Origin of the sequence: Shewanella sp. SM21, assembly GCF_025654335.1 — a bacterium.
Taxonomy (GTDB): Bacteria; Pseudomonadota; Gammaproteobacteria; order Enterobacterales; family Shewanellaceae; genus Shewanella; species Shewanella oncorhynchi.
This window is the reverse complement of the sequence record NZ_JAKKRL010000017.1, coordinates 81468-104476: the sequence shown is the minus strand read 5'-3', so window position 1 is coordinate 104476 and position 23009 is coordinate 81468. Positions and strand designations below refer to the sequence as shown.

General features: G+C 46.3%; 23 protein-coding genes. 8 read left to right on the top strand and 15 right to left on the bottom strand.

What is annotated here, in order from left to right:
• The 5 genes from L5L94_RS19325 to hemC form a co-directional block, all read right to left on the bottom strand.
• A partial coding sequence (locus L5L94_RS19325) for a retention module-containing protein (RefSeq protein WP_263164637.1) occupies positions 1 to 1781 on the bottom strand: 1781 nt, incomplete at its 3' end.
• Positions 1782 to 2214: 433 nt separating this feature from the next.
• Positions 2215 to 3381, bottom strand: a complete 1167-nt coding sequence (locus tag L5L94_RS19320) for a heme biosynthesis HemY N-terminal domain-containing protein (RefSeq protein WP_263164635.1) — start codon at positions 3379 to 3381, stop codon at positions 2215 to 2217.
• The gene (locus tag L5L94_RS19315) at positions 3378 to 4559 is read right to left on the bottom strand and encodes a uroporphyrinogen-III C-methyltransferase (protein ID WP_263164633.1); all 1182 of its coding nucleotides are present in this window, start codon (positions 4557 to 4559) and stop codon (positions 3378 to 3380) included. Before L5L94_RS19315 ends, L5L94_RS19320 begins: the two co-directional genes overlap by 4 nt.
• A 60-nt stretch (positions 4560 to 4619) precedes the next feature.
• On the bottom strand, positions 4620 to 5360 hold the full coding sequence (locus L5L94_RS19310) for a uroporphyrinogen-III synthase (protein ID WP_263164631.1): 741 nt from the start codon (positions 5358 to 5360) through the stop codon (positions 4620 to 4622).
• 4 nt (positions 5361 to 5364) lie between these two features.
• The gene (gene hemC, locus L5L94_RS19305; RefSeq protein ID WP_113940849.1) at positions 5365 to 6297 is read right to left on the bottom strand and encodes a hydroxymethylbilane synthase; all 933 of its coding nucleotides are present in this window, start codon (positions 6295 to 6297) and stop codon (positions 5365 to 5367) included.
• Between the two features lie 202 nt (positions 6298 to 6499).
• Here hemC and L5L94_RS19300 point away from each other — a divergent pair, with 202 nt between their 5' ends.
• A complete protein-coding gene (locus tag L5L94_RS19300; protein ID WP_263164630.1) occupies positions 6500 to 8911 on the top strand; it encodes a class I adenylate cyclase in 2412 nt (803 codons plus the stop codon).
• Between the two features lie 83 nt (positions 8912 to 8994).
• Here the strand turns inward: L5L94_RS19300 and cyaY are convergent, their stop codons facing one another.
• Positions 8995 to 9324: an iron donor protein CyaY gene (cyaY, locus tag L5L94_RS19295; protein WP_105250439.1), complete on the bottom strand. Its 330-nt coding sequence runs from the start codon at positions 9322 to 9324 to the stop codon at positions 8995 to 8997.
• 79 nt (positions 9325 to 9403) lie between these two features.
• Between cyaY and lptM the strand changes: the two genes are divergently transcribed.
• From lptM to L5L94_RS19260, 7 genes are all read left to right on the top strand, one after another.
• The gene (lptM, locus tag L5L94_RS19290; protein ID WP_168825920.1) at positions 9404 to 9595 is read left to right on the top strand and encodes an LPS translocon maturation chaperone LptM; all 192 of its coding nucleotides are present in this window, start codon (positions 9404 to 9406) and stop codon (positions 9593 to 9595) included.
• Positions 9596 to 9652: 57 nt separating this feature from the next.
• Complete coding sequence (lysA, locus tag L5L94_RS19285; RefSeq protein ID WP_263164628.1) at positions 9653 to 10897, top strand: diaminopimelate decarboxylase; 1245 nt, start codon at positions 9653 to 9655, stop codon at positions 10895 to 10897.
• A 76-nt stretch (positions 10898 to 10973) separates the two neighbouring features.
• The gene (gene dapF, locus L5L94_RS19280; protein ID WP_105250436.1) at positions 10974 to 11801 is read left to right on the top strand and encodes a diaminopimelate epimerase; all 828 of its coding nucleotides are present in this window, start codon (positions 10974 to 10976) and stop codon (positions 11799 to 11801) included.
• On the top strand, positions 11798 to 12427 hold the full coding sequence (locus tag L5L94_RS19275) for a DUF484 family protein (RefSeq protein WP_173496192.1): 630 nt from the start codon (positions 11798 to 11800) through the stop codon (positions 12425 to 12427). Before dapF ends, L5L94_RS19275 begins: the two co-directional genes overlap by 4 nt.
• A gap of 57 nt (positions 12428 to 12484) precedes the next feature.
• Complete coding sequence (gene xerC, locus L5L94_RS19270; protein WP_131523372.1) at positions 12485 to 13405, top strand: tyrosine recombinase XerC; 921 nt, start codon at positions 12485 to 12487, stop codon at positions 13403 to 13405.
• Complete coding sequence (locus tag L5L94_RS19265; RefSeq protein ID WP_263164627.1) at positions 13405 to 14136, top strand: HAD-IA family hydrolase; 732 nt, start codon at positions 13405 to 13407, stop codon at positions 14134 to 14136. The genes xerC and L5L94_RS19265 overlap by 1 nt, the downstream gene beginning before the upstream one ends.
• Positions 14137 to 14249: 113 nt before the next feature.
• The gene (locus tag L5L94_RS19260) at positions 14250 to 14828 is read left to right on the top strand and encodes a HupE/UreJ family protein (protein WP_263164626.1); all 579 of its coding nucleotides are present in this window, start codon (positions 14250 to 14252) and stop codon (positions 14826 to 14828) included.
• Positions 14829 to 14857: 29 nt separating this feature from the next.
• Here L5L94_RS19260 and L5L94_RS19255 read toward each other — a convergent pair whose 3' ends face one another.
• The 9 genes from L5L94_RS19255 to L5L94_RS19215 form a co-directional block, all read right to left on the bottom strand.
• On the bottom strand, positions 14858 to 15361 hold the full coding sequence (locus L5L94_RS19255) for a helix-turn-helix domain-containing protein (protein ID WP_263164624.1): 504 nt from the start codon (positions 15359 to 15361) through the stop codon (positions 14858 to 14860).
• 132 nt (positions 15362 to 15493) lie between these two features.
• On the bottom strand, positions 15494 to 16249 hold the full coding sequence (gene ric, locus L5L94_RS19250) for an iron-sulfur cluster repair di-iron protein (RefSeq protein ID WP_198573128.1): 756 nt from the start codon (positions 16247 to 16249) through the stop codon (positions 15494 to 15496).
• 316 nt (positions 16250 to 16565) lie between these two features.
• Positions 16566 to 18647, bottom strand: a complete 2082-nt coding sequence (gene flhA, locus L5L94_RS19245) for a flagellar biosynthesis protein FlhA (RefSeq protein WP_263164621.1) — start codon at positions 18645 to 18647, stop codon at positions 16566 to 16568.
• Positions 18648 to 18662: 15 nt separating this feature from the next.
• Complete coding sequence (gene flhB, locus L5L94_RS19240) at positions 18663 to 19793, bottom strand: flagellar biosynthesis protein FlhB (protein ID WP_263164619.1); 1131 nt, start codon at positions 19791 to 19793, stop codon at positions 18663 to 18665.
• Positions 19790 to 20569 carry a flagellar biosynthetic protein FliR gene (fliR, locus tag L5L94_RS19235; RefSeq protein WP_168825895.1) on the bottom strand — a complete coding sequence of 260 codons (780 nt, stop codon included), beginning with the start codon at positions 20567 to 20569 and terminating at the stop codon, positions 19790 to 19792. Before fliR ends, flhB begins: the two co-directional genes overlap by 4 nt.
• A gap of 1 nt (position 20570) precedes the next feature.
• Entirely contained in the window at positions 20571 to 20840 is a 270-nt protein-coding gene (locus L5L94_RS19230; protein WP_006083412.1) for a flagellar biosynthetic protein FliQ, read from the bottom strand.
• 4 nt (positions 20841 to 20844) lie between these two features.
• On the bottom strand, positions 20845 to 21579 hold the full coding sequence (fliP, locus tag L5L94_RS19225) for a flagellar type III secretion system pore protein FliP (RefSeq protein ID WP_131523383.1): 735 nt from the start codon (positions 21577 to 21579) through the stop codon (positions 20845 to 20847).
• A complete protein-coding gene (locus tag L5L94_RS19220; protein WP_263164617.1) occupies positions 21576 to 21935 on the bottom strand; it encodes a FliM/FliN family flagellar motor switch protein in 360 nt (119 codons plus the stop codon). Before L5L94_RS19220 ends, fliP begins: the two co-directional genes overlap by 4 nt.
• The gene (locus L5L94_RS19215) at positions 21928 to 22809 is read right to left on the bottom strand and encodes a FliM/FliN family flagellar motor C-terminal domain-containing protein (RefSeq protein WP_263164614.1); all 882 of its coding nucleotides are present in this window, start codon (positions 22807 to 22809) and stop codon (positions 21928 to 21930) included. Before L5L94_RS19215 ends, L5L94_RS19220 begins: the two co-directional genes overlap by 8 nt.
• Positions 22810 to 23009 lie beyond the last annotated feature (200 nt).

Below are 23009 nucleotides of genomic sequence, written 5' to 3'. Positions count from 1 at the left end.
GTGACGGTGCCAGCATCGCTGTCGCCGTTACCGACCGTGATGTCAGCGGGATCGTTCGCGCCGACAATGGTGATGGTCACGGTGTGGCTGGCGGTGCCATCGGCACTGGTGACCGTGATGTCACGGGTCAGGGTTTCACCCGCCTTGAGTGACTGCACGTCGCTGTGGCTGTTGTTTAAGGTGTAGGTCCAGTTACCGTCGGCATCAATGCTGAAGAAACCGTAGTTGCCATCGGCRACATTGGTTTGCACTTGAAATACCGCTTCGCCGTTGTCGACGTCGGTGACGGTTAAGGTGCCAGCCACCGTTTGTACTGTGCCTGGCAGGGTGTCGGAATCGCCGTCTTCGGTGACGGTGCCGGCATCGCTGTCGCCGTTACCGACCGTGATGTCAGCGGGATCGTCGACAGGATTAACATTAATGGTTAATGTGGCGGTTGAGCCGGTATTTGTGGTGTAGGTGATGACCGGTACTTGGCCATTCCAGTTAGCATTGGGCGTGAAGGTGTAAGAACCATCGGTATTGATGACTAAGCTGCCGCCTTCTAATGCAACGGTGGTGCCAGCCGCAACCGTTTGACCACTTACCGTAAAGCTGGTTACAGAGAGCGTGTTATCCACATCGCTATCATTGGCGAGCACGTTGCCTGTGGCAATCGAGTCTTCAGCAACGGTATTGGTGTCGTTGGCTAACACAGAAGCATCATCAACCGGGGTCACATTAATGGTTAATGTGGCTGTTGAGCCCGTGTTAGTGGTGTAGGTGATGACTGGTACTTGGCCATTCCAGTTTGCATTCGGCGTGAAGGTGTAAGAACCATCGGCATTAATGACTAAGCTGCCGCCTTCTAAGGCGACCGTGGTGCCGGCGGTAACTGTATCGCCGTTCACGGTGAAGCTAACGACTGATAAAGTGTTATCCACATCGCTGTCATTGGTGAGCACGTTACCAGTGGCAACGGTATCTTCATCAACGGTATTAGTATCGTTGGCTAACGCAGAGGCATCATCAACAGGGGTAACATTAATGGTTAATGTGGCCGTTGAACCCGTGTTAGTGGTGTAGGTGATGACTGGTACTTGGCCATTCCAGTTTTCATTCGGCGTGAAGGTGTAAGAACCATCGATATTTAAAATTAAAACACCACCTTCGAGAGTCACTTCTGTGCCTGCTGCGTAGGTGGTACCGCTGATTTCGAAGCTCACAACACTTAGAGTGGAATCCACATCAGTGTCGTTATCGAGCACATTGCCAGTCGCTACAGTATCTTCATTGGAAGTGTTGCTGTCATTAGCAAGTGCTGAAGGTGAGTCTGCTGCAATGGTGAATTGTGGAATATTAACCGTCGTTCCAGTCAGTGCTTGGCCGCTTGTTGAGTAGCCTGAAGCTGCAATGGTTTCTGTGCCGCTACGGGCTAGAGTGACATAGCCCGAGTTACCATCACTGCCTGGTGTGTTGCCTGCTGCGGTTTCTGGTAGGTTCTGAGTTGGGTCTTCACCGGATGCAATAAGATCTTGTAATGCTTGAATTTCATCTAGGGCTGCTTCGTTAGCCGTGCCAGAGGCTGCTGCAGTAGTTTCGCTGGGCGCGACTTCATTTGATAGCTTAGTGCCATCATCGAAGGTAATTTCATAGGTTGCGTTTTCGCCAATATGGAGCACAGCACCTTTAGGGAGTTGTTCGCCATCCTTAGCGGGTTGATTTGAACCATCAACTTCGACATTGATTTGCCCTTTTACTAACTTAAGCAAACCTTTCTTTGATGTAATTACCGATCCCATAGTAAGCTCCCAACAGCCAAAGTGTGTTAATCCATAGACGCACAAGTCCAACAAATATGTCGCACTGTGATACAAGTGGTGGAATTTTAGCTAACGAAACGACTTAAGTCAATTTTTTGACGCGCTTGTGTTGCCTGCTCTTATGCGGTTTTACGGATCTTAATGCGCAAAAGTGACAATTTTTAGACCTATAACTAGATGTAGTAGCTATATCTATAAAAAGGGCCGTATTTAGTACTTTTTAACTCTAAGATTAAGCATAGTTATAAGAAATTAATCTGGATTGGGAGAGTGGTTTTTACGGAAAAGAAGCGACACGATCTAGTTTTTAACATTTTTGGCAAGTTAAGTGGGTTTTAATATGCCAGCATTGGCAAGTGCCGTGATCTTTCGTTACTCAAATCACGGCGACTAGGTTGCAGGCATTGTAGAACTACAGATTAACCGCCTGACGATAACTTTGATTTGCGTTACCTTGTTCACCTAACTGTTCTTGAATCCGTGCAAGCGCCAACCAAGAGGCTTTTGTGGGTTCGAGTCGGCAAACATTTTGCCAGCAGGTTCTGGCTTCTTTCATATCCCGTGTTTGCTGATAAAGTTTAGCTAAGCACATCTGGTAGTCGGCATTATTCTCATGGGTGATTTCATGCTTGAGTAACTGCTTACGGATTTCTGTATCTTGGGCTGTCGTTATTTCTGGAATGACTTCTAAAAGTGCAGATTCAGGAGCAGTGCGTAATTTTTTCGAGAGTAGCTTCAGCGCTTGCTCTTTGCGATTAAAGCGGCATAAACCCACAGCATAAATCGCCAAAAACTCAGACTGATTGCGCTCACTGCGAGATAACCACTGCCAGCATTGTTCTAAGGCTTCTTCGCCTTTAATGGTTGCGGCTTTGAGTAAAGCGCAGTGAGTGATTACATTGAGTTCATTTAGCTGGGTGTCATCTAGGATCTGGCGTTTCTTCAAAATAGGTAATAATAGCTTGAGCGCATCCCAATCCTCTTGCGCTCGATATAACTCGAGGGCGAGTTTGAGTACCGGTGCTTTGCTCTTACTTGTGGGGGCTAATTTATCGAGCTCGGTGCGGGCTAAAGCTAACTCACCTTGTTTTAACAGATATCGAGTACGCGTGGTTGCGACGGCATTCGCGGCCAGCGGTTGTGTTGCTGCACGGTCAAGATATTGATCACGCTCTGCTATTTTCTGTTGGTACTGGGCAGCACGAGCCGCTGCAAGTAAATTAAGTGCAGGGAGTTCGCCATTGTCGGCGCCTTTTATCATAGCGCGTTCTGCTGCTGGCCAATCTTCTTCTGCCAGAGCCAGTGCACCCATTAAGGTATGCTTTTTCGCGGAGCGACGGCGCCAGTGGCGAGGAATAAAACGGCTACGCAGCATGAGATTAATGGCGCTAATCACCAACCATTCTAGTACTTGGAACATGGCATAAAATACAATTAAGGCAATGATCCCAAAGACTAAACTGGTCTCAACCTGGTAGTCACCTGCCGCAATGTATACATAACCTGTGTTGCCCACCAACCAAGGGCTAATGCAGAGCCCTATCAATATTATCCCTAAGAAAATTAATATCTTGATCATAATGGCACATCCTCTGATGAGGTCAGCTCACCATAGCTTGTCAGCTGTAATAGCAGAGGTTTTGCGGCAAAGGATTTCAGAGTAATAGGATCAAGTTCTAATGTCGCCAATTTATCGATTTTGGCGATGGCTTCAGCAGTGCTGTGATCTTGAGTATCGAAATAGGTTTGAATCCACTTACGCACCATCATTAATGATTGGTGATAAGCGGCCCTGTCGTAGCGGTATAACGCAAGTTGAGATTGCAGCAGTTTATGACGAATGTTTTCAACCAGATACCACTGTTGCTCAGGAGCGAGTAAAGCGGGTGCATCGGCTGTTCTATGGCGTATGGTGATAAAGTCTTGGGTTAACGCTTTCCACGTCTTCCCTAAGTTGCTCTGCCAGTCATTTAAATCGCCAGTAATGTTTGTATCTTCAGGGGCATCGGTTTCTGCATCGGTGCGATTAAGGGGTAGTTTATCGAGTTGCTCAATTAAGGCATCGAGTGCTAATACACTACCATCAATATCTGTGGTTTTAATACTTGCAGTCGCGGCGATATCTTTTGCCAGAGCCTTACGAATAGGTAGCAAAGCGGGATTGTTCATGGCAGCGATGGTTTCATCCGCCGACTTTAATAGATCGGTGGCGGTGCGGGGATCTTTTTCTAACCAAAGTTTACGGCCCGCCATGTTTACTAGATATTCGGCTTCTGACGCCATCCAATGCGTTGGACTGCGCTGGGCAAGTTTATTGATCCTGTCCTGCAGTTGATTTTGGTCTTCTGCCAATTTTGTTAATTCTTGATAGGTCTTAGCATCATTCAGTTGTTGCTGTTCAAGCTGGCCAATACGTTGATTGGGTTGTAGCAGGGCTTGCTGTAATTGATCCTGCAGGGCGATATTTTTCGCATCCTGCGCTAGCAGTTGCTGTTGCATCTGTTGGTACAGCATAAAACCACCGCCAAGGGTGCAAGCGGTTAAACCCAGCGCTAATAACACTCCAAAGCGAATCGCCCATGAACTTCTATTGGGTACTGCTGTTTGACTCGGCGTGCTTGAAGGTGTGGCTTTGGCTGTTTGGGATTCAGAAGATGGCGCTGAAGTTACGGGCGTGTCATCAGTCGTTATTGATGGTTCAATAATAGAGGTAGCCTGTAATTCAGGGCTCTTTGCGTCGTGCTTGTTGTTATCCATTTAACAGTCCTTGAAAACATGCTACTGCCGAAATTCGAGTTAAATCGGGCTAAATAGCGCTTAGAGTTTAAGGGCGTTTAGCACGGCTTTGCTGTTGGCGGCATTGGCATTGGTGACTTGGGTTATACCAAAGGCGTGAGCTTGAGCTTCTACTCGGTTACTTGGGACTATGATATGACATGAGCGCAGCCATGCAAATAACTCTTTTGGCACTAGATTAATCAGGTTATCCAGTACTTCACCGCTGGTGACGACAATAGTGTCGATGCCAAACTCTTGCCATTGTTGTGCGATCTGTTGTTCATTGAGTGGTGGACAAGCCCGTTGATATACTTCCCAATAGCGCACTCTTGCACCGCGCTCAGCCAGTCGTTCAGCTAAGGCTTCACGGCCGCCAACGCCACGTATGATCGTAATCTGTTTACCTTTAATATCTTGCAAAGGCGCGAGCGTGAGTAGACCTTCGGTCTGTTGACAATCATCTGGGGCTTCGAGGGCTTCAATGCAGAGCTGATTTAATGCTTCCCAAGTCGCATGACCAACGGCGAAATATTGAGCTTGAGGCCAGCCTTTTATTCGAGAATGAGCGGTTGTTAAGGCATAGTCGGCAAAGCTGACTGCATTGGCGCTGATACAGATAATCATATCGGCGTATGCCAGTGGGTGCGAGTTATTCGTTGTGATGGGCGGCGTTGCTTCGACACACAGTAGAGGTGTAACCCAATGGCTAATGCCTTGTTGATTCAAGGCATCGATCATGGACTGATTGCGCCCTTCTGGGCGCGTCAGTAAGACTTTCATCGACTTATGCTTTAGCGTAAACAGCGTCGAGTATGCTTTTTGCGCCTTTGCTCAATAGCTCTTCGGCAAGGGCAACCCCTAATTGCGTGGCGTCGGTTTTTGGACCTGTGATCACGCCTTCGATGATTTCACTACCATCAGGGTTACCGACTAGGCCGCGTAATGTCATCTCATCACCATTGATTTCGGCAAATGCGCCAATCGGCACTTGGCATCCACCTTCTAGGCGCGTGTTCATTGCGCGCTCGGCAATCACACGGTAGCGCGTTTCTAAATGTTCTAATGGTGCCAGTAGAGCCTTAACGCGTGCGTCGTTGGTGCGACATTCGATACCCACAGCGCCTTGGCCGTTGGCGGGCAAGGATTCTTCGGCAGAGATAAAGCTAGCAATCCGCTCAGATAATTTCAGGCGAATTAAGCCAGCAGCGGCAAGAATAATGGCATCGTATTCGCCGTTATCAAGTTTAGCTAAACGAGTGCCTACGTTACCGCGTAAATCTTTGATAATAAGGTCAGGGCGTGATGCGCGCAGTTGGCATTGACGACGTAGGCTCGAAGTACCCACAGTTGCGCCTAATGGTAATTCGCTGATCGTTTTATATAAATTCGATACAAAGGCATCGCGGGGATCTTCGCGCTCGCAAATAACTTCAAGGCCTAAGCCTTCTGGGAAGTCGACGGGTACGTCTTTCATTGAATGCACCGCGATATCGGCAAGATCGTCTAACATGGCGACTTCAAGCTCTTTGACGAACAACCCTTTACCGCCCACTTTGGCTAGCGGCGTATCTAAGATAACGTCGCCCTTAGTGCTCATTGGCAGCAATTCCACCACAATACCGGGGTGAATGCGTTCTAATTCGGCTTTAACAAATTCAGCTTGCCACATGGCCAGCGGACTCTTGCGGGTTGCGATACGTATGCGGTTCTCAGACATGCCTAGTTTCCATCAAAGATCTTAGTTGCGCCAATGCTAACATTGGCAAATCGTTTATGTAAGGAAGCCGTATCGATTCTTTGAAGTTGGCGATGTTCTAGATACCATGAAAGTGTGACGGGCTTCACGTTTAGTTGCTCGAGTTTGTAAAAGTGTTAACATGAGCACATTTCCCATAAGTGCTTAAGTGTTGTGTTTTTGAATGGATCGGCAAATACAGTTTCCTGATATAGCAGAAAGACTTAATAAGGTACGTATTGCACGCGCCCTAGCTTTGCTATCACCGCTACAAAAACACTTATTCCATTTGATCCCTTTTTTAATTCACCAGAACGGTGTTCAGTATCCTGGCTATCATGCCGCCAATACGCCCTGTGGAATCAACGAGTATCAGGTTGGTGAGACTGAGTCACAGGCCTGCGATGTGTTCTCTCTGCCTTTTACTACTCAAGAAGCGGATATCAATGCCTTTGAAGGCGTTTATGCGATGGGGAGTACTGGCAGTTTTGGCCAAAATGCCAAGAGCGATGTCGATGTTTGGTTAGTACATAGGGCTGATCTGTGTTCTGAGGATTTGGCGCTAATCAAGATTAAAGCGACTCGATTGACTGCTTGGTTTGCCGAGTATCAGTTTGAGGTGAATTTTTACTTAGTTCATCCGCAGCAGTTTTGTGGCGGTAAAGCCGTTCGCGGATGTCAATCAGCGATGGCCCATGAGCATAGTGGTAGTATGCAACATTGGTTATTACTTGAAGAGTTTTATCGCAGCCAAATTCGTTTGGCAGGTAAAACGATTGCATGGTGGCCAGACGCTAAACTCAATCCTGCGCTCTTGTCCTTAGGCGATGTACATGAATTACCTGCGAGTGAGTACTTTGGTGCTTCGTTATGGCAGCTCTACAAGGGCTTAGAAAAGCCCCATAAGGCGCTGATTAAAGTATTGCTACTCGAGGCTTATGCCAGTGATTATCCCCATTCAACTCTGCTTTGTGATCACTTATGGCAGAAAACGCTCGCCGGTGATTTTTCGACTTCGAATGATGCCTATTACTCTATCTATGAGATTATCGAAACCTATTTACTTAAGCAGAATGATACTCGCCGACTAGAGATAGTGCGGCGCTGCTTCTATTTAAAATGTGGCGTGCACTTGAGTCGAACTCAAGAGGGCAAAGATTGGCGTTATCCTAAATTGCAAAAGCTGGTGCAGGATTGGCAATGGCCAGATAGTCTGATTAGCACTTTAGACAATTGTGAACATTGGCATAGTGGCCAGCTCAATTGGTTTAACGAGCAACTGAATGAACTGTTATTAGCGAGCTACCAAACCTTATTACGCTTCGCATCGACACATGAGTTAAATGAAGGCTTGCGGATCGAAGATTTGGGAATGCTGACTCGCAAGTTGCATACCTATTTTAGTCAAGATGAAGACCAAATCGCTAAGCTGAATCTGCTGTGGAGTGCTTCAGTCGCTGAGTCCGAAGTGACTATGGTCTCAAGCTCCCGCGAGCGTCAATATTATCTGTATCGACAAGGGCCTCAGCCACAAAATTTGTTAGGCGAGTCGGCAATATGTAAGGGGAAAACCCCTTCAGCCTTAATGATTTGGGCATGTTTAAATGGGATCTCGACGCCGAGTACTCAATGGCATGAATATGGTCAGAGTAAGGCAAAGTCGAAACGGCTTACCGAAGCTTCAAAGCGGTTACTGAATTTTATCGACCACGATTGGCGTGTATCTAAACGTGACTTATGCCAGCCATGGCATTTTCGTAAGCTGATTTTCGTGCTCAATCTGGATTGCGATCCCACCATTGAATGGCAAGGACAGGAAATGATGGTCGATGTGATGAATGCGAACGTGTTCTCACTCGGGCGTAAAAAAGCCAATATGCTTGGTGCGTTAGATGCGATTTGCTTGAATAGTTGGGGTGAATGGCAGTGTCATCGCTTCGAAGGCGATACCGCGGTATTGCAAGCTTTAGCCTTTGTAACGCCGGGGCTAAGACGGGCCAGTTTACCTGTGGATATGGATGTGATCAGCTGTTCACAGAAGTTACGCCCACAGCTTAAATTAGCAGTGAAAAATCTACTAAAACAAACCATGCGTTTGTGCCAACAAGTGCAGCAATCCAGCACCTTAGTGCAGCCACTGCAGATAAGTCGTACTCGCTATGGGATCTTTTTTAATCCTTTAGGTATGGCTTATAAGGACTTGAGCGATGCCAAGTCATTTTATCAACAGTTATCCCGCAGTCATCTTGTACTATTGCCGCGGCCTGAATTAGGTGACGATCCCTTTTCGAGTATGCCGAAAGTGGTGCAAAACTATGCGGCTAAAGGCGCGATTCAGTATTTTCTACGCCAACGGGTCGATAACTTGGATGTATTTATCCTCGATGAGGAAAATCAACTAAGCCATTACGTGCAGGCGGGATCAAACATGGCCGAGTTGGTAAATAAAGTGAGCCATCACTATGTGTTCGATGAGCATTATGCTTCACGGGCCCGGTTTAATATTCCGCAATTTTTCCATTTAGTGCGGGTAGCCGGAGAGTTAACGGTGGCGCCTTTCGGTATCGATGTTAGCGATCAAGACACTGAGTTTTAGCTGGTTTTTAACATAAATAATGGGAGCCAAGGCTCCCATTATTGTTTTGTACTATTACGGTTTTGCACTACGACAGGCTTAGATTAAAAGCTAAGCTTAATGCCGCCTTGGCGCTCGATAGACTCTTGCACGAATGGCATAAACTCGCCGCCATTTCGTCCGTCCATCCATTTACCTTCAACAAAACCAAAGTGATATCCACCAAAGCGTGTGGCGACCCAAATCTCATGCAAAGGTTCTTGCTTGTTGATCACTATCTTAGAGCCATCAACAAATTCTAATTGCAATACGTTGCCACTGGCATCGATATCAAGATCGGCATCTTGCTCATCAATCGCAGTTTCAATCGCATTTTCTATGGCTTGGAACATGTCATCGGCGAGCTGGTGAAATTCTGTATCTGTCATGGCCATGCATTTCTGTCCTTTGCTTTCGTCAAGATGGGTGCGATTATAAGGCCATTAGTCACCAGATGCACAGATGTTGAGAAAAATGAGACTGTTTTTATTGTTATTGCTTGGTAGCCTATTCATTACTGCGTGCGGCCAGAAGGGCCCCCTCTATCGATCTCCGGCCACAGAGGTGAATCAGCCTAAAAAGGTTGAGGCGTCTAAACCTGAGCCTGAAGTAGAAGAGATTAAAACCGAAATTCGAGCCATCGAAGTACAAAAAACACAACAATAATAGCAGCTATAACTATCATCACTATCGCAGCGATAAAGCGCAGTAAGGAATCAGACATTGGATCACTTTCTCTACCAACAAAATGCCCTGCATGCCGAAGGCTGCCAGGTCGCCGACTTAGCTCAAACCTATGGCACGCCGCTGTATATCTATTCCCGCGCCACGCTAGAGCGCCATTGGCATGCCTTTAATAATGCCGTGGCAGATCATCCACATTTGATTTGCTATGCAGTAAAAGCTAATTCGAACTTGGCCGTACTGAATGTGTTGGCACGTTTAGGCAGTGGTTTTGATATCGTTTCGGGTGGTGAGTTAGCAAGAGTGATTGAAGCGGGCGGCGATCCCGCTAAAGTGGTGTTCTCTGGCGTGGGTAAAACTGCGGCCGAAATGGAACAGGCACTTAATCTGGGCATTTATTGCTTTAACGTCGAGTCGAGCGCCGAGCTTGAGCAGTTAAATTTGGTCGCAGGTCGTTTAGGTAAAGTGGCGCCAGTTTCCTTGCGAGTCAATCCCGATGTGGATGCGGGTACTCATCCCTATATTTCGACTGGCCTTAAAGAAAATAAATTCGGTATCGCTATGGATGAGGCCGAAACCGTCTTCGCCCGTGCCCATGCTTTGCCACATTTAAAAGTGAAAGGTGTCGATTGCCATATCGGTTCGCAATTAACCGAAATTCAACCTTTCCTCGATGCAATGGATCGTATGCTAGCGTTGATCGATCGTCTGGCTAAACAAGGTATCGTCATCGAGCATTTTGATGTGGGTGGCGGTTTAGGTGTGACCTATGATGCTGAAACTCCGCCGCATCCTGATGTGTATGCCGCCGCCATATTAGCGCGTATGGGCGACCGTCAACTTAAGCTAATCTTCGAACCGGGCCGTGCGATTGCCGCTAATGCGGGGATTTTTGTCACTCAGGTGCTGTATCTGAAAGAAAACAGCGACAAGCGTTTTGCGATTGTCGATGGCGCGATGAATGACTTAATTCGCCCAGCACTTTACAGTGCATGGCAAAATATTATCCCAGTCGTGCCAAGGGACTCTGAGGCCTATGAGTTTGATATTGTTGGTCCAGTGTGCGAAACAGGTGACTTTTTAGGTAAAGATCGCAAGCTGGCTTTAGTGGCAGGGGATTTACTGGCTGTGCGTTCGAGTGGTGCCTATGGTTTTGCGATGGCCTCTAACTACAACACGCGTCCTCGTGCGGCCGAAGTCATGGTCGATGGTGAGCACGCTTTCTTAGTGCGTGAGCGAGAAAAATTGTCTCAGCTCTGGCAAGGTGAGCAACTCCTGCCGTAAACTAGAAAAATTATATTGATTCAGGCGCTTGGTTTCATACTTAATGAGCGGCGCCTCGGCTTAAAGGATAAGTATCTTGATCCAATTCACTAAGATGCACGGACTGGGTAACGATTTTATGGTGGTCGATGGGGTCACGCAGAACGTGTTCTTTTCGCCTGAGCAGATCCGCCGTTTAGCCGACCGTAACTTTGGCATAGGTTTCGATCAATTACTGTTGGTTGAGCCGCCCTATGATCCCGATTTAGATTTTCATTATCGCATCTTCAATGCCGATGGTACTGAAGTCGAACAATGCGGTAATGGCGCCCGCTGTTTTGCCCGTTTTGTGCGCAATAAAGGATTGACCAATAAGAGTAAAATCCGTGTTAGTACTTCATCAGGTAAGATGACTCTGCGTTTAGAGCGAGATGGCACCGTTACCGTGAATATGGGCGTGCCTATTCTTGAACCAAGTCTGATCCCCTTTAAAGCCAAGAAAGCTGAAAAAACCTATTTACTGCAAACACCACTGCAAACCTTTTTATGTGGCGCGGCTTCTATGGGCAATCCCCATTGTGTGCTCGACGTTGAAGATGTGGCGAGCGCCGCTGTTGCTGAAATTGGTGCCATGCTCACTAAGCATGAGCGCTTTCCCCGTGGTGTGAATGTGGGATTTATGCAAGTAGTAGATTCGGGCCACATTAAGCTGCGGGTGTATGAACGTGGTGCGGCCGAAACTTTGGCCTGTGGCACTGGCGCGTGTGCAGCTGTGGTTGTAGGTCAAGTGCAAGGGAAGCTCGGCCAGCAAGTGCGGGTGGATTTACCCGGCGGTACTTTAACCATCAACTGGGAAGGCGAGGGGAAACCTTTGTGGATGACGGGCCCAGCGCAGCACGTTTATGATGGACAAATTCAGTTATGACAGAGCCCTTGATGCCGCAGACGAATGTGCCCTTTGATGAGTTGATTATTCGCGAGTATCTGCTGGATAATCCTGATTTTTTCAATCGCTATCCCGAGCTATTGCTGGCAATGCGTCTGCCCCACCTGGAGCGCGGCGCCATCTCTTTGGTGGAACGTCGTCAAGAAATGCTACGCCAGCGAGTCAGCCAGTTGGAAGAAGAGATCACCAGTCTGTTAACGATGGCGGCGCGCAACGAGAAAATTTACCAATTCAATACTGAGTTATCCTTCCAACTACTGAATTGTGCCGATCTAGTGTCACTCAAAGAAATCTTAGCCGACAGTTTAAAATTACAGTTTAATTTCAGTCATGTGCGTTTGATCAGCGTTCTCGATGCCGATATGAAGGCAATATGGGATCAAAGGCTGCATAAAGGTCACTATTTTGGTCGGCTAACGCAACAAGAAGCCAAACGGTTATTTGGTAGCGAAGTGGGCTCGGTGGCACTGACTAAATTGTCGGAAGACAACCCAGTGATTTTTGCCATTGCTAGTCAAGATGTCACCCATTTTCATCCTGATATGGATAACATGCTGCTGGAACAGTTGCGGCGTTTACTGGCGCATATGCTTGCAAAGCTGTAACGGTCGTTGAGCTATAGTGCTCACCCAAAGCTTAGCAAAACCCACGAGGAAACCGATATGAGTACGCAAACAGGCGAAGTGTCGGCATTAAATACTCAATGGTTACAAACCTTTGAACGTTATCTGAGTACCGAGCGACAGTTGTCTGCCCATACAGTACGTAATTACCTTTATGAGCTTAATCGCGGTAGCGATCTCTTGCCCGAAGGCGTGCATTTACTCAATGTGAGCCGTGAGCATTGGCAGCAAGTATTAGCCAAATTGCACCGCAAAGGTTTAAGCCCGCGATCGCTTTCTCTGTGTTTATCAGCGGTAAAACAATGGGGTGAATTTTTGCTGCGCGAAGGCGTGATTGAGCTTAATCCCGCCAAAGGCTTAAGTGCCCCCAAACAGACCAAACCTCTGCCGAAGAATATCGATGTCGATGCTATCAGTCACTTGCTGGACATTGAAGGTACAGATCCGCTGAGTCTGCGTGATAAAGCCATGATGGAATTGTTTTATTCCAGTGGGTTACGTTTAGCGGAACTTGCCGCGCTCAATTTATCCAGTGTGCAATACGATTTGAAAGAAGTGCGAGTCTTAGGTAAAGGTAATAAGGAGCGTATCGTCCCAGTCGGTCGTTTAGCGATTACTGCGCTGCAGAATTGGCTCAATTGCCGAAAGCAGATCCCCTGTGAAGATAACGCCTTATTTGTGACTGAAAAAGGCAAACGACTTTCCCATCGCAGTATTCAGGCGCGCATGGCTAAATGGGGTCAAGAGCAGGCATTATCGGTGCGAGTACATCCCCATAAGCTGCGTCATTCCTTTGCCACTCACATGTTAGAAGCGAGCGCCGACTTGCGGGCGGTGCAAGAATTATTGGGTCATGCGAACCTAGCGACCACACAAATTTATACCAGTTTGGATTTCCAACACTTAGCTAAGGTGTATGATAACGCCCATCCTAGAGCGAAAAAAACACAGGATAAATAATGCGTTGCTATCTTAGACCTCAACATATTCAAGCGATCAGTTTCGATCTCGACGATACCCTGTACGACAATCTGCCGCATATTTTAAATGCCGAAGCTGAGCTGGCGACGTTTTTGTTGCAGACTTATCCATTATCGCAGGCGTGGCAACCCCATGATTGGCGCAGGCTAAAACTGCAACTTTTGCAGCAAAATCGTGAGCTCGCCCACGACACTAGCGCAGCCCGTTTAGCTACGCTTCGCCAAGGCCTAATACAGCTAGGGTATTCGGCGACTGAAGCCGAACGCGGCGCCGAGCAAGGATTAGCATGCTTTTATTTTTACCGCAGTCATTTCCAAGTGTCTGACAAAGTGCTCTTATTACTCAAGCGCTTATCGCAGCATTTTAGATTAGTCGGGATCACCAATGGCAATGTGGATGCCGAGCGGATTGGTTTAGGTGATGCCTTCGAGTTTGTGTTGCATCCAGGTAATGGCGTGCATATGAAACCCGCTAAAGACATGTTCGTATTAGCTTGCTCGCGGTTAAAGATTGCACCGCAACACTTACTGCATGTTGGTGATAGCATGAATGCCGACGTTCGTGGTGCGCGGTTGGCGGGGTGCCAGTCTGTGTGGCTAAATCCCAGTTTTGGTCGAGTCGATTCCTTACCGATAGCTGCCTTGTTGCCCCATTTAGAAATTGCCTCCCTCGAGGCTTTGACAAAAGTATTGGCTATCGACGCAAACTAGCTTAGCGTGCATTTTTTATCTGTATCTTTGGGTGATTGAGATCAAGGTTTGCCAGCCAAATTTGCACTAAAGTTAAGTTTTATATCACTAAAGTCACTGACTAAGGCTATTTTATGGCGCGTATCGGGTTGTTATTACTGCTCACTTTATGTTGGACAGCGCCGGTATCGGCCCATGAGATCCATTCAGGTGGCGGTTTCATGTCGGGTTTTAATCATCCCGTATTGGGCTTCGATCACTTGCTGGCTATGTTGAGTGTGGGCATGTTGAGCACCCAGCTCGGTGGCCGCGCGATTTGGACTGTCCCCTTAGCATTTGTCACCTTTATGTTAGTGGGCGGGATTTTAGGCTTATACGCCATTGCCGTTCCCTTCGTTGAAATTGGTATCGCCCTTTCTGTATTGTTGCTCGGTCTTGCTATCGCCTTCGATCGTCAAATTCCGCTGTTATTCGCCATGGCCTTTGTGGGCGTATTCGCGATTTTCCACGGGCATGCCCACGGCGCAGAAATGCCAGCATTGGCTAGCCCAGTCCTGTATGCCCTAGGATTTTTATTTGGTACAGCAGTCATCCATTTAGGCGGCGTAATGATAGGCCTTGGAATGCAGCGGATGACAGGGCAACGCAATTTAATGCGCGTTACTGGTGTAGCTATTGCGGCCATGGGCGGCTATCTATTAGCAGGTTTTTAACGTAATAACAGGATGTTAGATTTACTGGATTAACGCGCCTTGAGTTGCTTCATGCAAAGATGGGCGCGGCGTAGCAGTAGATTGACTTGCCGACGGCTCGCGTGCATGTCGGCATCTCCCACCCTAAAATAACTCCCAGTGTAAGGATCACTGCCTACGTAGATAGGTTTTAGCTGCTCAGGCGCCGGCGGTACGCGGATACGAATGAGTTTTTTGTTCATAATTTCAATAACCTGTACATCCGAGATCGCTAAAAGATTGTGACTAGTGCGACTCGGGTCATCGAGTATTTCCCAAAACTCTTGTAAAACAGGAAGCGGATTGGGAATGCCTTCAATGCTGAAATGGCCACGTTCTTCCCGCACACCTAGGATGATTTCACCACCCAAAGTGTTGGCAAAAGAGCTATAAGTAGCCCAAATGTCTTCGGGTAATTGACCTTGGCCATCGCGGCCACCTGCGAGTTTAAATTCTACTTGGGCCGATTCGTGCAAATTGGCAATATCATCGAGTGCAAATGATTGAAATGTCATGGCAGCTTATCCGTCAGCGACACATGACTTGTTGTAGCACGTCAACAATTGAAAGGCCAGACTTAGGTCTGGCCTCAAGGTTAAGCGGAAAATCTGTAATTTGGAGCCGCTACGGGATAAACATTTAATCAATTATTGAGTCAGACCCAATGCCTTAGGAAAAAGAATATTGTTTTCTAAGTGAATATGCTGATGTAAGTCCGCCTCAAATTCCGCCAGAGTGGCATAACAAACACGCCATGTAGTGCACGCATATTCAGGTGGTGTGAAGTCGTTAGTGAGCTCGTGTAATTTTTGCAAAATCAAACCGACTTCTTCATGCTCATGTTGCATCGCATTGATGGGGTTGCCAATATGGCCAAAGCAAGCCTCAACCTGCTCTCCATGACTCATGGCGCGGATCGCCGGAAACAGTATTTTTTCTTCCTTCATTAAATGTGGCATTAAGTCTTCAACTAAGGCTCGTACCCAACCCGCAAAGGGAACGATTTCGGCATAGTGCTCACCGTGAGCGCGAATCATTTTCTCGGAATATTCGACCAATAAAGGGGCTTTTTCGCGCACGTATTGATGGTGCGTTGATTCTATATATTCGATAAGTTGATCTAAGGGTAATTGATTTAATTCATCTTCTTTGCCACCGGTAAGTGTTGCGGCATTCAGCGCAGCAACCACTTTTGCGGGATCTACATCTGCACGCTCACAGGCGACCGCCAGTGATTTACCCCCGCCACAACAAAAATCGATACCAAATTGACTAAACACATGTGCGCGGCGAAAGTCTTCTGCCACTAGTTCACCTATTTTTCGTTCTAGCCAATGATTGTGTTGAGAATTAAACCCATGGGGTGGGAGTTGTGCATCTTTTGAGACAGAAGTAGCAGACATGAGTAGCTCCAGAGCAGCAATAAATTTACATTCATATTATTTGCAGCTTTTAATCGTGGCAACTAAACCCGACTAAAATACTCAGGATTTGCCGATGATGTCACAGTTAGACGAGCGAAATATCTCTTAAGGAGTAGAAGGGTATTGCTTTGATTGGAAATGAGATTGGAGCTGTGAGTTATCAATATTCTATAGGAGGTATGCAGTTGTGGTTTGCTGAGAGGCTTAGTTTGTTGTGATGAGCGATGCAGTTAAGTTAGAGAGAGGTGTGTTGCACCTCTCTCAGCGGGTCTTGCTAAGCTACTGTGAGTAATGATTACCCTAGTTGTCCCGCAATCATAAGTTCTTTTGTTTCAGGGACTTCATTATAGGATAAAACATGAAGTCCACGGGCGAAGGCTAATGCGTATCGCGCGAGGAAGGGCCTGAGTTGTGGAGAAACAAGTAGGATAGGGTTATAGCCTTTCTCTTTTGTCTCCGCGAGTAATTGGGGCATTCTTTGTTGTAGTTGCGCCAGTAGATTAGGTTCGATAGGGAAACTATCCAATGCAACTCGGCCCTGTTGTTGCGATTGATTTAACGCTGTCATTAAAGTCTGTTCTAATTCTGCGGTCAGAGTGAGTACATTCAACTGCGGACTGCTGCCTGCGATTTGATGCAAAATACTGTTGCGCAAAGCGCAGCGCACATCGGCGGCGAGTAGGACGGGATCTTTGGTTTGCTCGCTGCATTCCAGCAAGGTCGTTGCTATGGTGCGTATGTCTTTTAGCGGCACTTGCTCTTTGAGTAACAAGCGGAAAACTTTGAGTAACTGAATGGGGGTTAAACAGGTACTGAGTGATTCCGCCAGTTTGGGGGCTTGCTTACTTAGCCTGTCAGTTAATAGCATAATATCATCATGTTGTAATAATTCAGGCAGAGACTCACGTAATAATTTACTGACATGAGTGGCAATGATCGTGGCATTATCGACGACCGAATAACCTAAATTGAGTGCTTTGGCTTTTAGTTCAGGCGTAATCCAAATCGCATCCATTTGGTAAGCGGGTTCCTTAGTTAAAATCCCATCAATTTTGCCGTACACAGGACCACTTTTTATTGCTAACAGTAGATCAGGCTCTAATTCGGCGATAGCTACTTGAGTGCCCATAAAGTTAATTTGGTATGCATGTGGTGCTAAGGCTAGATTGTCGCGCACTCTTACTTCCGATAGCAGAAATCCGATTTGTTCTGAAAGGGTACGTCTGATCCCTGTTAGGCGTTTTTGTAATTCTGCTCCTTTGGTTTTTTCGACTAGATGAACCAATCTATAGCCTAATCGTACTTCGATGATGTCGGTAAAAGGCAGGGATTCCCAGCTTGGCGCTGAAGGTTCTGTCAGGCTGGTTTCTATGAGTTCTTCAGTTTTCTCTTCAGTAAAGGAGGCCTTATTCTGGTTTTGTTTCCACGCCGCAAAGCCTAGTAGTATTGCAAAAGATAAAAATACCAGTGCTGGCATGCCTGGGGTGATACCGAGAATCGCCATCACAATGGCTGCAGTGGCTAAGGTTCTCGGGTTAGCCAGTAACTGTCGACTCAATTGGGTCGGCATTTCTTCTGCATCGGATACCCTAGTCACAATAATTGCGGCAGCAGTGGCGAGTAGTAATGATGGAATTTGTGCAACTAGGCCATCACCAATGGCTAATAGTGCATAGGTTTTAAAGGCTTCTGTTGTACTCAGATCATGCATAAAGATGCCTATGCTGATCCCGCCAATAATGTTGATGGCTAAGATCAAGAGTCCTGCGATGGCATCCCCTCTCACAAATTTTGAGGCTCCATCCATGGAACCATAAAAGTCTGCTTCTCTGGCGACATCTTGGCGACGTAGGCTGGCTTGTTCGTGTGTGAGTGTGCCAGCATTGAGATCGGCATCGATCGCCATCTGTTTACCCGGTAGGGCATCCAATGTAAATCGCGCCGATACTTCAGAAATTCGCTCGCCACCCTTAGTGATTACAACAAAGTTAATAATCATTAGAATTAAGAAGATAACAGCACCGACGACATAGTTTCCGCCAATGACGACTTCACCGAAGGCTTGGATCACTTTACCCGCAGCATCGCCTCCTTCATGACCTTCAATGAGTACTACGCGCGTCGATGCAACGTTTAAGGTTAAACGCATTAAGGTCGCAAGGAGCAATAAGGTTGGGAATACAGAAAACTCTAACGGTCGTCTGATCGATACGCTCACCAGCAGCACCATGACGGCAAGGACGATGTTAAATGTAAACAAAATGTCCAGTAGCCATGCAGGCAGCGGTAAAATCACCATTGCCAGAATAGCGAGCAGCATGACGGGAATGCCGATATAGCTGTAATTTCCTGAAAAGGTGCGAGAAAGCCAATTCATAGGTTAAGCAATCCTTTAATCGTGACGTAAATTAGGGGGAATAAAAAAATGTGGTAAAGGGTCAGGTTTCTGCTGTAAGCCCTTACGAGATGCTTTTATTTGCATGACATAACTTAATACGTGCGCTATGGCGATAAAAAGGGCACTGGGTATCTGTTGATCTACTTGCGTTGAATGATAAATAGCCCGCGTGAGCGGTGGGATATCAATAATTTCAATATCATGTTTTTTAGCGAGTTCTCGCATATAGAGGGCGAGTTCTTCGGTGCCTTTAGTGATAACGTAAGGCGCATCCGCTAAGTCAGGATTGTATTTTAATGCCACGGCATAGTGAGTGGGATTAACCAAGAGAACATCCGCTTTTGGAATGGTGGTATCTGCCCGAGAGCGAGCCATTCGTTGCTGTATTTGGCGGATTTTAGCTTTAATCTCTGGCTTACCTTCTTGCTGGGTATGCTCGTCTTTGACCTCTTGACGTGACATACGTAATTCTTTGCTGTTATGCCAATATTGGTAAGGCACATCAATAAAGGCGATCACGAGCAGCCCAGTACCAAGATAAAACATGCCTTGCGACAGTAGATTGATGCCATCGCGAACCGCTTCATCAATAGGGCGTTGATTGTAGCTAAGTAGTTCTTGTAAGTGACCATTCAAGAAAACCAACATAATTCCGATCAGTAACACAATCTTTAGGCATGACTTGAGTAACTCAACAAGAGATTGAGCGGAAAATATTCTTCCGACACCGGCAAGAGGATCGATACGACTGTACTTAAAATTAGCATTTCCAAAATTAAATATCGGCCCCCCAGGTAAGGCTCCTGCAACTGCGGCCAACAGAGCAACCATGATGAATAGTGGGCCTAAGATGCTTAGCATTTCGACTAGGCTGGCGCCAAGATGGCGCATCATGATGTCAGGTTGATCTAACTCTGCCCGCGTGAGCAGCATATTGTATTTAGCTAATCCACTGACTCTCGTCGCAAACCAATCCGCATTACTGGTCAGTATGGCAGAGCAACCAACGACCAGTGCTGCGGAGGCAAGATCTTTAGAGCGTGGAACTTGGCCTTCTTCTCTCGCTTTACGCTTTTTCTGCGGTGTAGCTTCTTCTGTTTTATCTTGTTGGGGCGTTTTACTCATGAGATCCCTCCGATAAATTGGTACATTGCAGTTAATGCGTCTAAGCACAGATCACTGTAACGAGTTGGAATGCCGCTTAACGAAAGGAAGACGCAAATCAAGCCCATCAACAAGGTCATGGGAAACCCGAGCGAGAAGATGTTTAATGACGGCGCAGCGCGGCTTAATACACCAAAAGTGATGTTAACCATTAACATAGCGAGTACTGCGGGTATGGCGAGCATCAGCGATGCAGCAAATAGCCAGCCCATTCGACTAACCAATCCCATTAGTGGTAAGTCAAAAATCCCATTTCCAATTGGCCATAAACGAAAGCTATCAACAATGATGTTGAGCCCGACTAAATGACCGTCAAGAGCCAGAAAAATCAATGTACCAAAGATTTGTAACCATTCACTGAGAATGGGGTTGGTGTCGCCATTAGCGGGATCGTTCATCACCGCCATCGCTAGACCCATCTGCATCGACATAATAGTGCCAAGCATGGTCATCACATGGATTAAAATGGTTAAAAATAGCGCGAGCATGAATCCAATCAGTAGTTGCTCTATGGCTAAAAATAATGATCCAAGCGAGAGCGCATCGACAGCGGGAACGGGTGGCAGCATAGGTGCAATAAGCGCTGCAATACTTAAGGCAAGAAAAATTCTTACTGTTGCAGGTACATAAGAATTACCTAACAAGGGCATTATCATAAATGCCCCCATGATCCGGCAGAATGGCCACCAAAGGCTGCCGATTAACATGCTGAGTTCGGTTGAGGTGAGGGAAAGCATATCAACCGATAATATGAGGAATATTCATAAACAGCCTGTCAAATAAATCACTTAGCTGTTGTATGAGCCAATGGCCTGAAAACAGAACCATAAGTAGAGTAATGATAAGCCTTGGCAGAAAACTCAAGGTTTGTTCATTGACCTGTGTCGCAGCCTGAAATACCGCAACGATTAAGCCTAGAATGAGTCCCGGTGTCACCAACACAGAAACCATGATGATGACGAGAAACATTGAGTCAGCAAAGAGCGAGGTCAGTTCATTGATGTCCATCTAGCTACCCAAAACTTGCGGTTAAGGTGCTTACCGTCATAGCCCAACCATCGACTAATACAAAAACCATCAGTTTAAATGGGAGAGAAATAATTAACGGTGACAACATCATCATCCCCATAGACATGAGGACACTTGCGACAACCAAGTCGATAACTAAGAAAGGTAAGAAAAGTAAGAAGCCAATTTGGAAAGCTGTTTTGAGTTCACTCAGTACAAATGCGGGCATAAGGACAAAAAAGGGGACTTCCTCTGCTGCTTTCATGTGTGTGGGTTCGTTAGCTATTTTCAGCATTTGCTCAAGATCAGTTTCTCTTGTCTGCGCCAGCATAAATCGAGTTAAAGGGATTTTGGCTATTGAGACAGCCTCCATCAATTCGATCTTACCTTGGTCATAGGGCAAATAAGCTTCCTTATAAATTTTGTCTCCCACTGGGCGCATAATAAAGATAGTGAGTACTAATGCTATCCCAACAAGCACTCGGTTAGGGGGACTTTGTTGTAGTCCGAGAGCTTGTCGGAGAATTGCTAATACAATGATAATACGAGTAAAACTGGTTAGCATCATCAGCATGATGGGCAAGAAACTAATTGCCGTCATGAGCGCTAAAATTTCGAGTTTAATGTTAACTGCTTGACTGTCTTGAGCGCTATCCAGTGTGAATAAGGTCAGTCCTTCCGATGCGAGGGCTTGGGGAGCAAACAATAGAATCGCCAGTAACAATACCCGAACTATCATTCGTTACTTGTCCCATCGAGAGTAATGCTCTCTATTTCCAGCAAACGTACGCCATATCTGCCAGCCACTTCTACGACTTCGCCTCTTCCTAATAGTGCTCCATTTACTCTGATATCCAGCGGTTCACCCACCATACGGTCGAGTGCGATAACATCACCTTCTCCCATACGATTTAGTTCGCCTAAAGACATTTCAGCACTGGCCAGTTCGAGAGTAACTTGAACAGGAAGTTGTTGAAAAAAATTATTATTTTTCAATTTACGGTTATGGGGGGCCGGCTTTGAAAATGCTCTCTCAGAGAAAATATCGTCCTCTAATAGAAAATCATCATCCGATAAAATAGATTGTTCAGCCAATGTCATGCTCCTCATGCTGATAAATATCTTGGGTCAATTTCGCTACCATCTGTCCTTCATGACTATGCACAGAGGCATGAAATAGCGGTGTGTTTCCGATTGATAACAAGGTTTTTGGATAGAGATTAATAGGTAAAATATCCCCAGTTTTTAATTGGCTGAGTGATTGCACCGGGATGCTATGTTGCCCTAATGTCAGCTGCATTTTTATGGGCAGACTTTTTAGCCAGACGGCTAGTTTTGCGGGTAAATCCGCAGATACTTCAGATTTCTTAGGCTGTTCGGCCAGATGCCCCAGTAAATGCTCAGTTAAGCAAAAGAGCATTGGAGGGGTTAGTGGGCCATTGGTAAAATTGAACGACCATACTGCCGATACTGCGAGTGGCATATGGCCTTTTATGAGCTCAACTTCAAGATTATTGGTTTCAATCGTGCTATTAGGTAGCTCCTCCACTACGGAAAGTAGCAACTTTTTGGCTAACCTAAATTCAGATTGGCTGGGGTTTCTCAAAGGAGAACTTAATGGTGTTGAGGTATTACCGTAATAATTACTCGCCAATTGATCGAGCGTACAGCGATCAATTCTCCAATAACCGAGGGTATTTTGATGATGTTTTAATACAAACCATGCATAGCAATGTTCTGGAACGACAGGTGTTCTAGGTTCTGTTAACGTTGACCCCGAAACAGCGGGATGACCCTGTCTTAGTAGCGGAGATAGGATATTATTTATGGCATCGATAAGTGGACGATGTAGCTTTTCTAGCTGTTGCAATAATCGCGTTCTCGCTAGCTTTTCTTGAACTAGCATAATAGGTCTAATTATTTCATCAGAATTTGATTTTATAAGCCTAGCTTTCGCTGTCGTCTTCATTTTACTTCCTATTAAACGTATTTTTCCCGCTAGAATACTGCTTGGCGACCTCCGCGATTCAGTTGGTGCATAAAAAATATACACAAACAGAGAGCCTGATTTTTTATTTCTTTATCGTTAAGGATTAATGAATTTCTTAAAACAGTTGAGCGTCCTATCACATAGGCATAAGGTTGGAAGCTGTTTTAAACGACGAGGAT

Bases quoted from the DNA above. Each gene is read 5' to 3' on its own strand.
- hemC (WP_113940849.1), bottom strand. From the start codon at position 6,297: ATGTCTGAGAACCGCATACGTATCGCAACCCGCAAGAGTCCGCTGGCC.
- lptM (WP_168825920.1), top strand. From the start codon at position 9,404: ATGAGACTGTTTTTATTGTTATTGCTTGGTAGCCTATTCATTACTGCG.
- L5L94_RS19275 (WP_173496192.1), top strand. From the start codon at position 11,798: ATGACAGAGCCCTTGATGCCGCAGACGAATGTGCCCTTTGATGAGTTG.
- L5L94_RS19310 (WP_263164631.1), bottom strand. From the start codon at position 5,360: ATGAAAGTCTTACTGACGCGCCCAGAAGGGCGCAATCAGTCCATGATC.
- L5L94_RS19215 (WP_263164614.1), bottom strand. From the start codon at position 22,809: ATGAAGACGACAGCGAAAGCTAGGCTTATAAAATCAAATTCTGATGAA.
- ric (WP_198573128.1), bottom strand. From the start codon at position 16,249: ATGTCTGCTACTTCTGTCTCAAAAGATGCACAACTCCCACCCCATGGG.
- fliP (WP_131523383.1), bottom strand. From the start codon at position 21,579: ATGATAGTTCGGGTATTGTTACTGGCGATTCTATTGTTTGCTCCCCAA.
- xerC (WP_131523372.1), top strand. From the start codon at position 12,485: ATGAGTACGCAAACAGGCGAAGTGTCGGCATTAAATACTCAATGGTTA.
- cyaY (WP_105250439.1), bottom strand. From the start codon at position 9,324: ATGGCCATGACAGATACAGAATTTCACCAGCTCGCCGATGACATGTTC.
- L5L94_RS19230 (WP_006083412.1), bottom strand. From the start codon at position 20,840: ATGGACATCAATGAACTGACCTCGCTCTTTGCTGACTCAATGTTTCTC.
- L5L94_RS19320 (WP_263164635.1), bottom strand. From the start codon at position 3,381: ATGATCAAGATATTAATTTTCTTAGGGATAATATTGATAGGGCTCTGC.
- L5L94_RS19300 (WP_263164630.1), top strand. From the start codon at position 6,500: ATGGATCGGCAAATACAGTTTCCTGATATAGCAGAAAGACTTAATAAG.
- flhB (WP_263164619.1), bottom strand. From the start codon at position 19,793: ATGAGTAAAACGCCCCAACAAGATAAAACAGAAGAAGCTACACCGCAG.
- L5L94_RS19255 (WP_263164624.1), bottom strand. From the start codon at position 15,361: ATGACATTTCAATCATTTGCACTCGATGATATTGCCAATTTGCACGAA.
- L5L94_RS19265 (WP_263164627.1), top strand. From the start codon at position 13,405: ATGCGTTGCTATCTTAGACCTCAACATATTCAAGCGATCAGTTTCGAT.
- L5L94_RS19260 (WP_263164626.1), top strand. From the start codon at position 14,250: ATGGCGCGTATCGGGTTGTTATTACTGCTCACTTTATGTTGGACAGCG.
- fliR (WP_168825895.1), bottom strand. From the start codon at position 20,569: ATGCTTTCCCTCACCTCAACCGAACTCAGCATGTTAATCGGCAGCCTT.
- L5L94_RS19315 (WP_263164633.1), bottom strand. From the start codon at position 4,559: ATGGATAACAACAAGCACGACGCAAAGAGCCCTGAATTACAGGCTACC.
- flhA (WP_263164621.1), bottom strand. From the start codon at position 18,647: ATGAATTGGCTTTCTCGCACCTTTTCAGGAAATTACAGCTATATCGGC.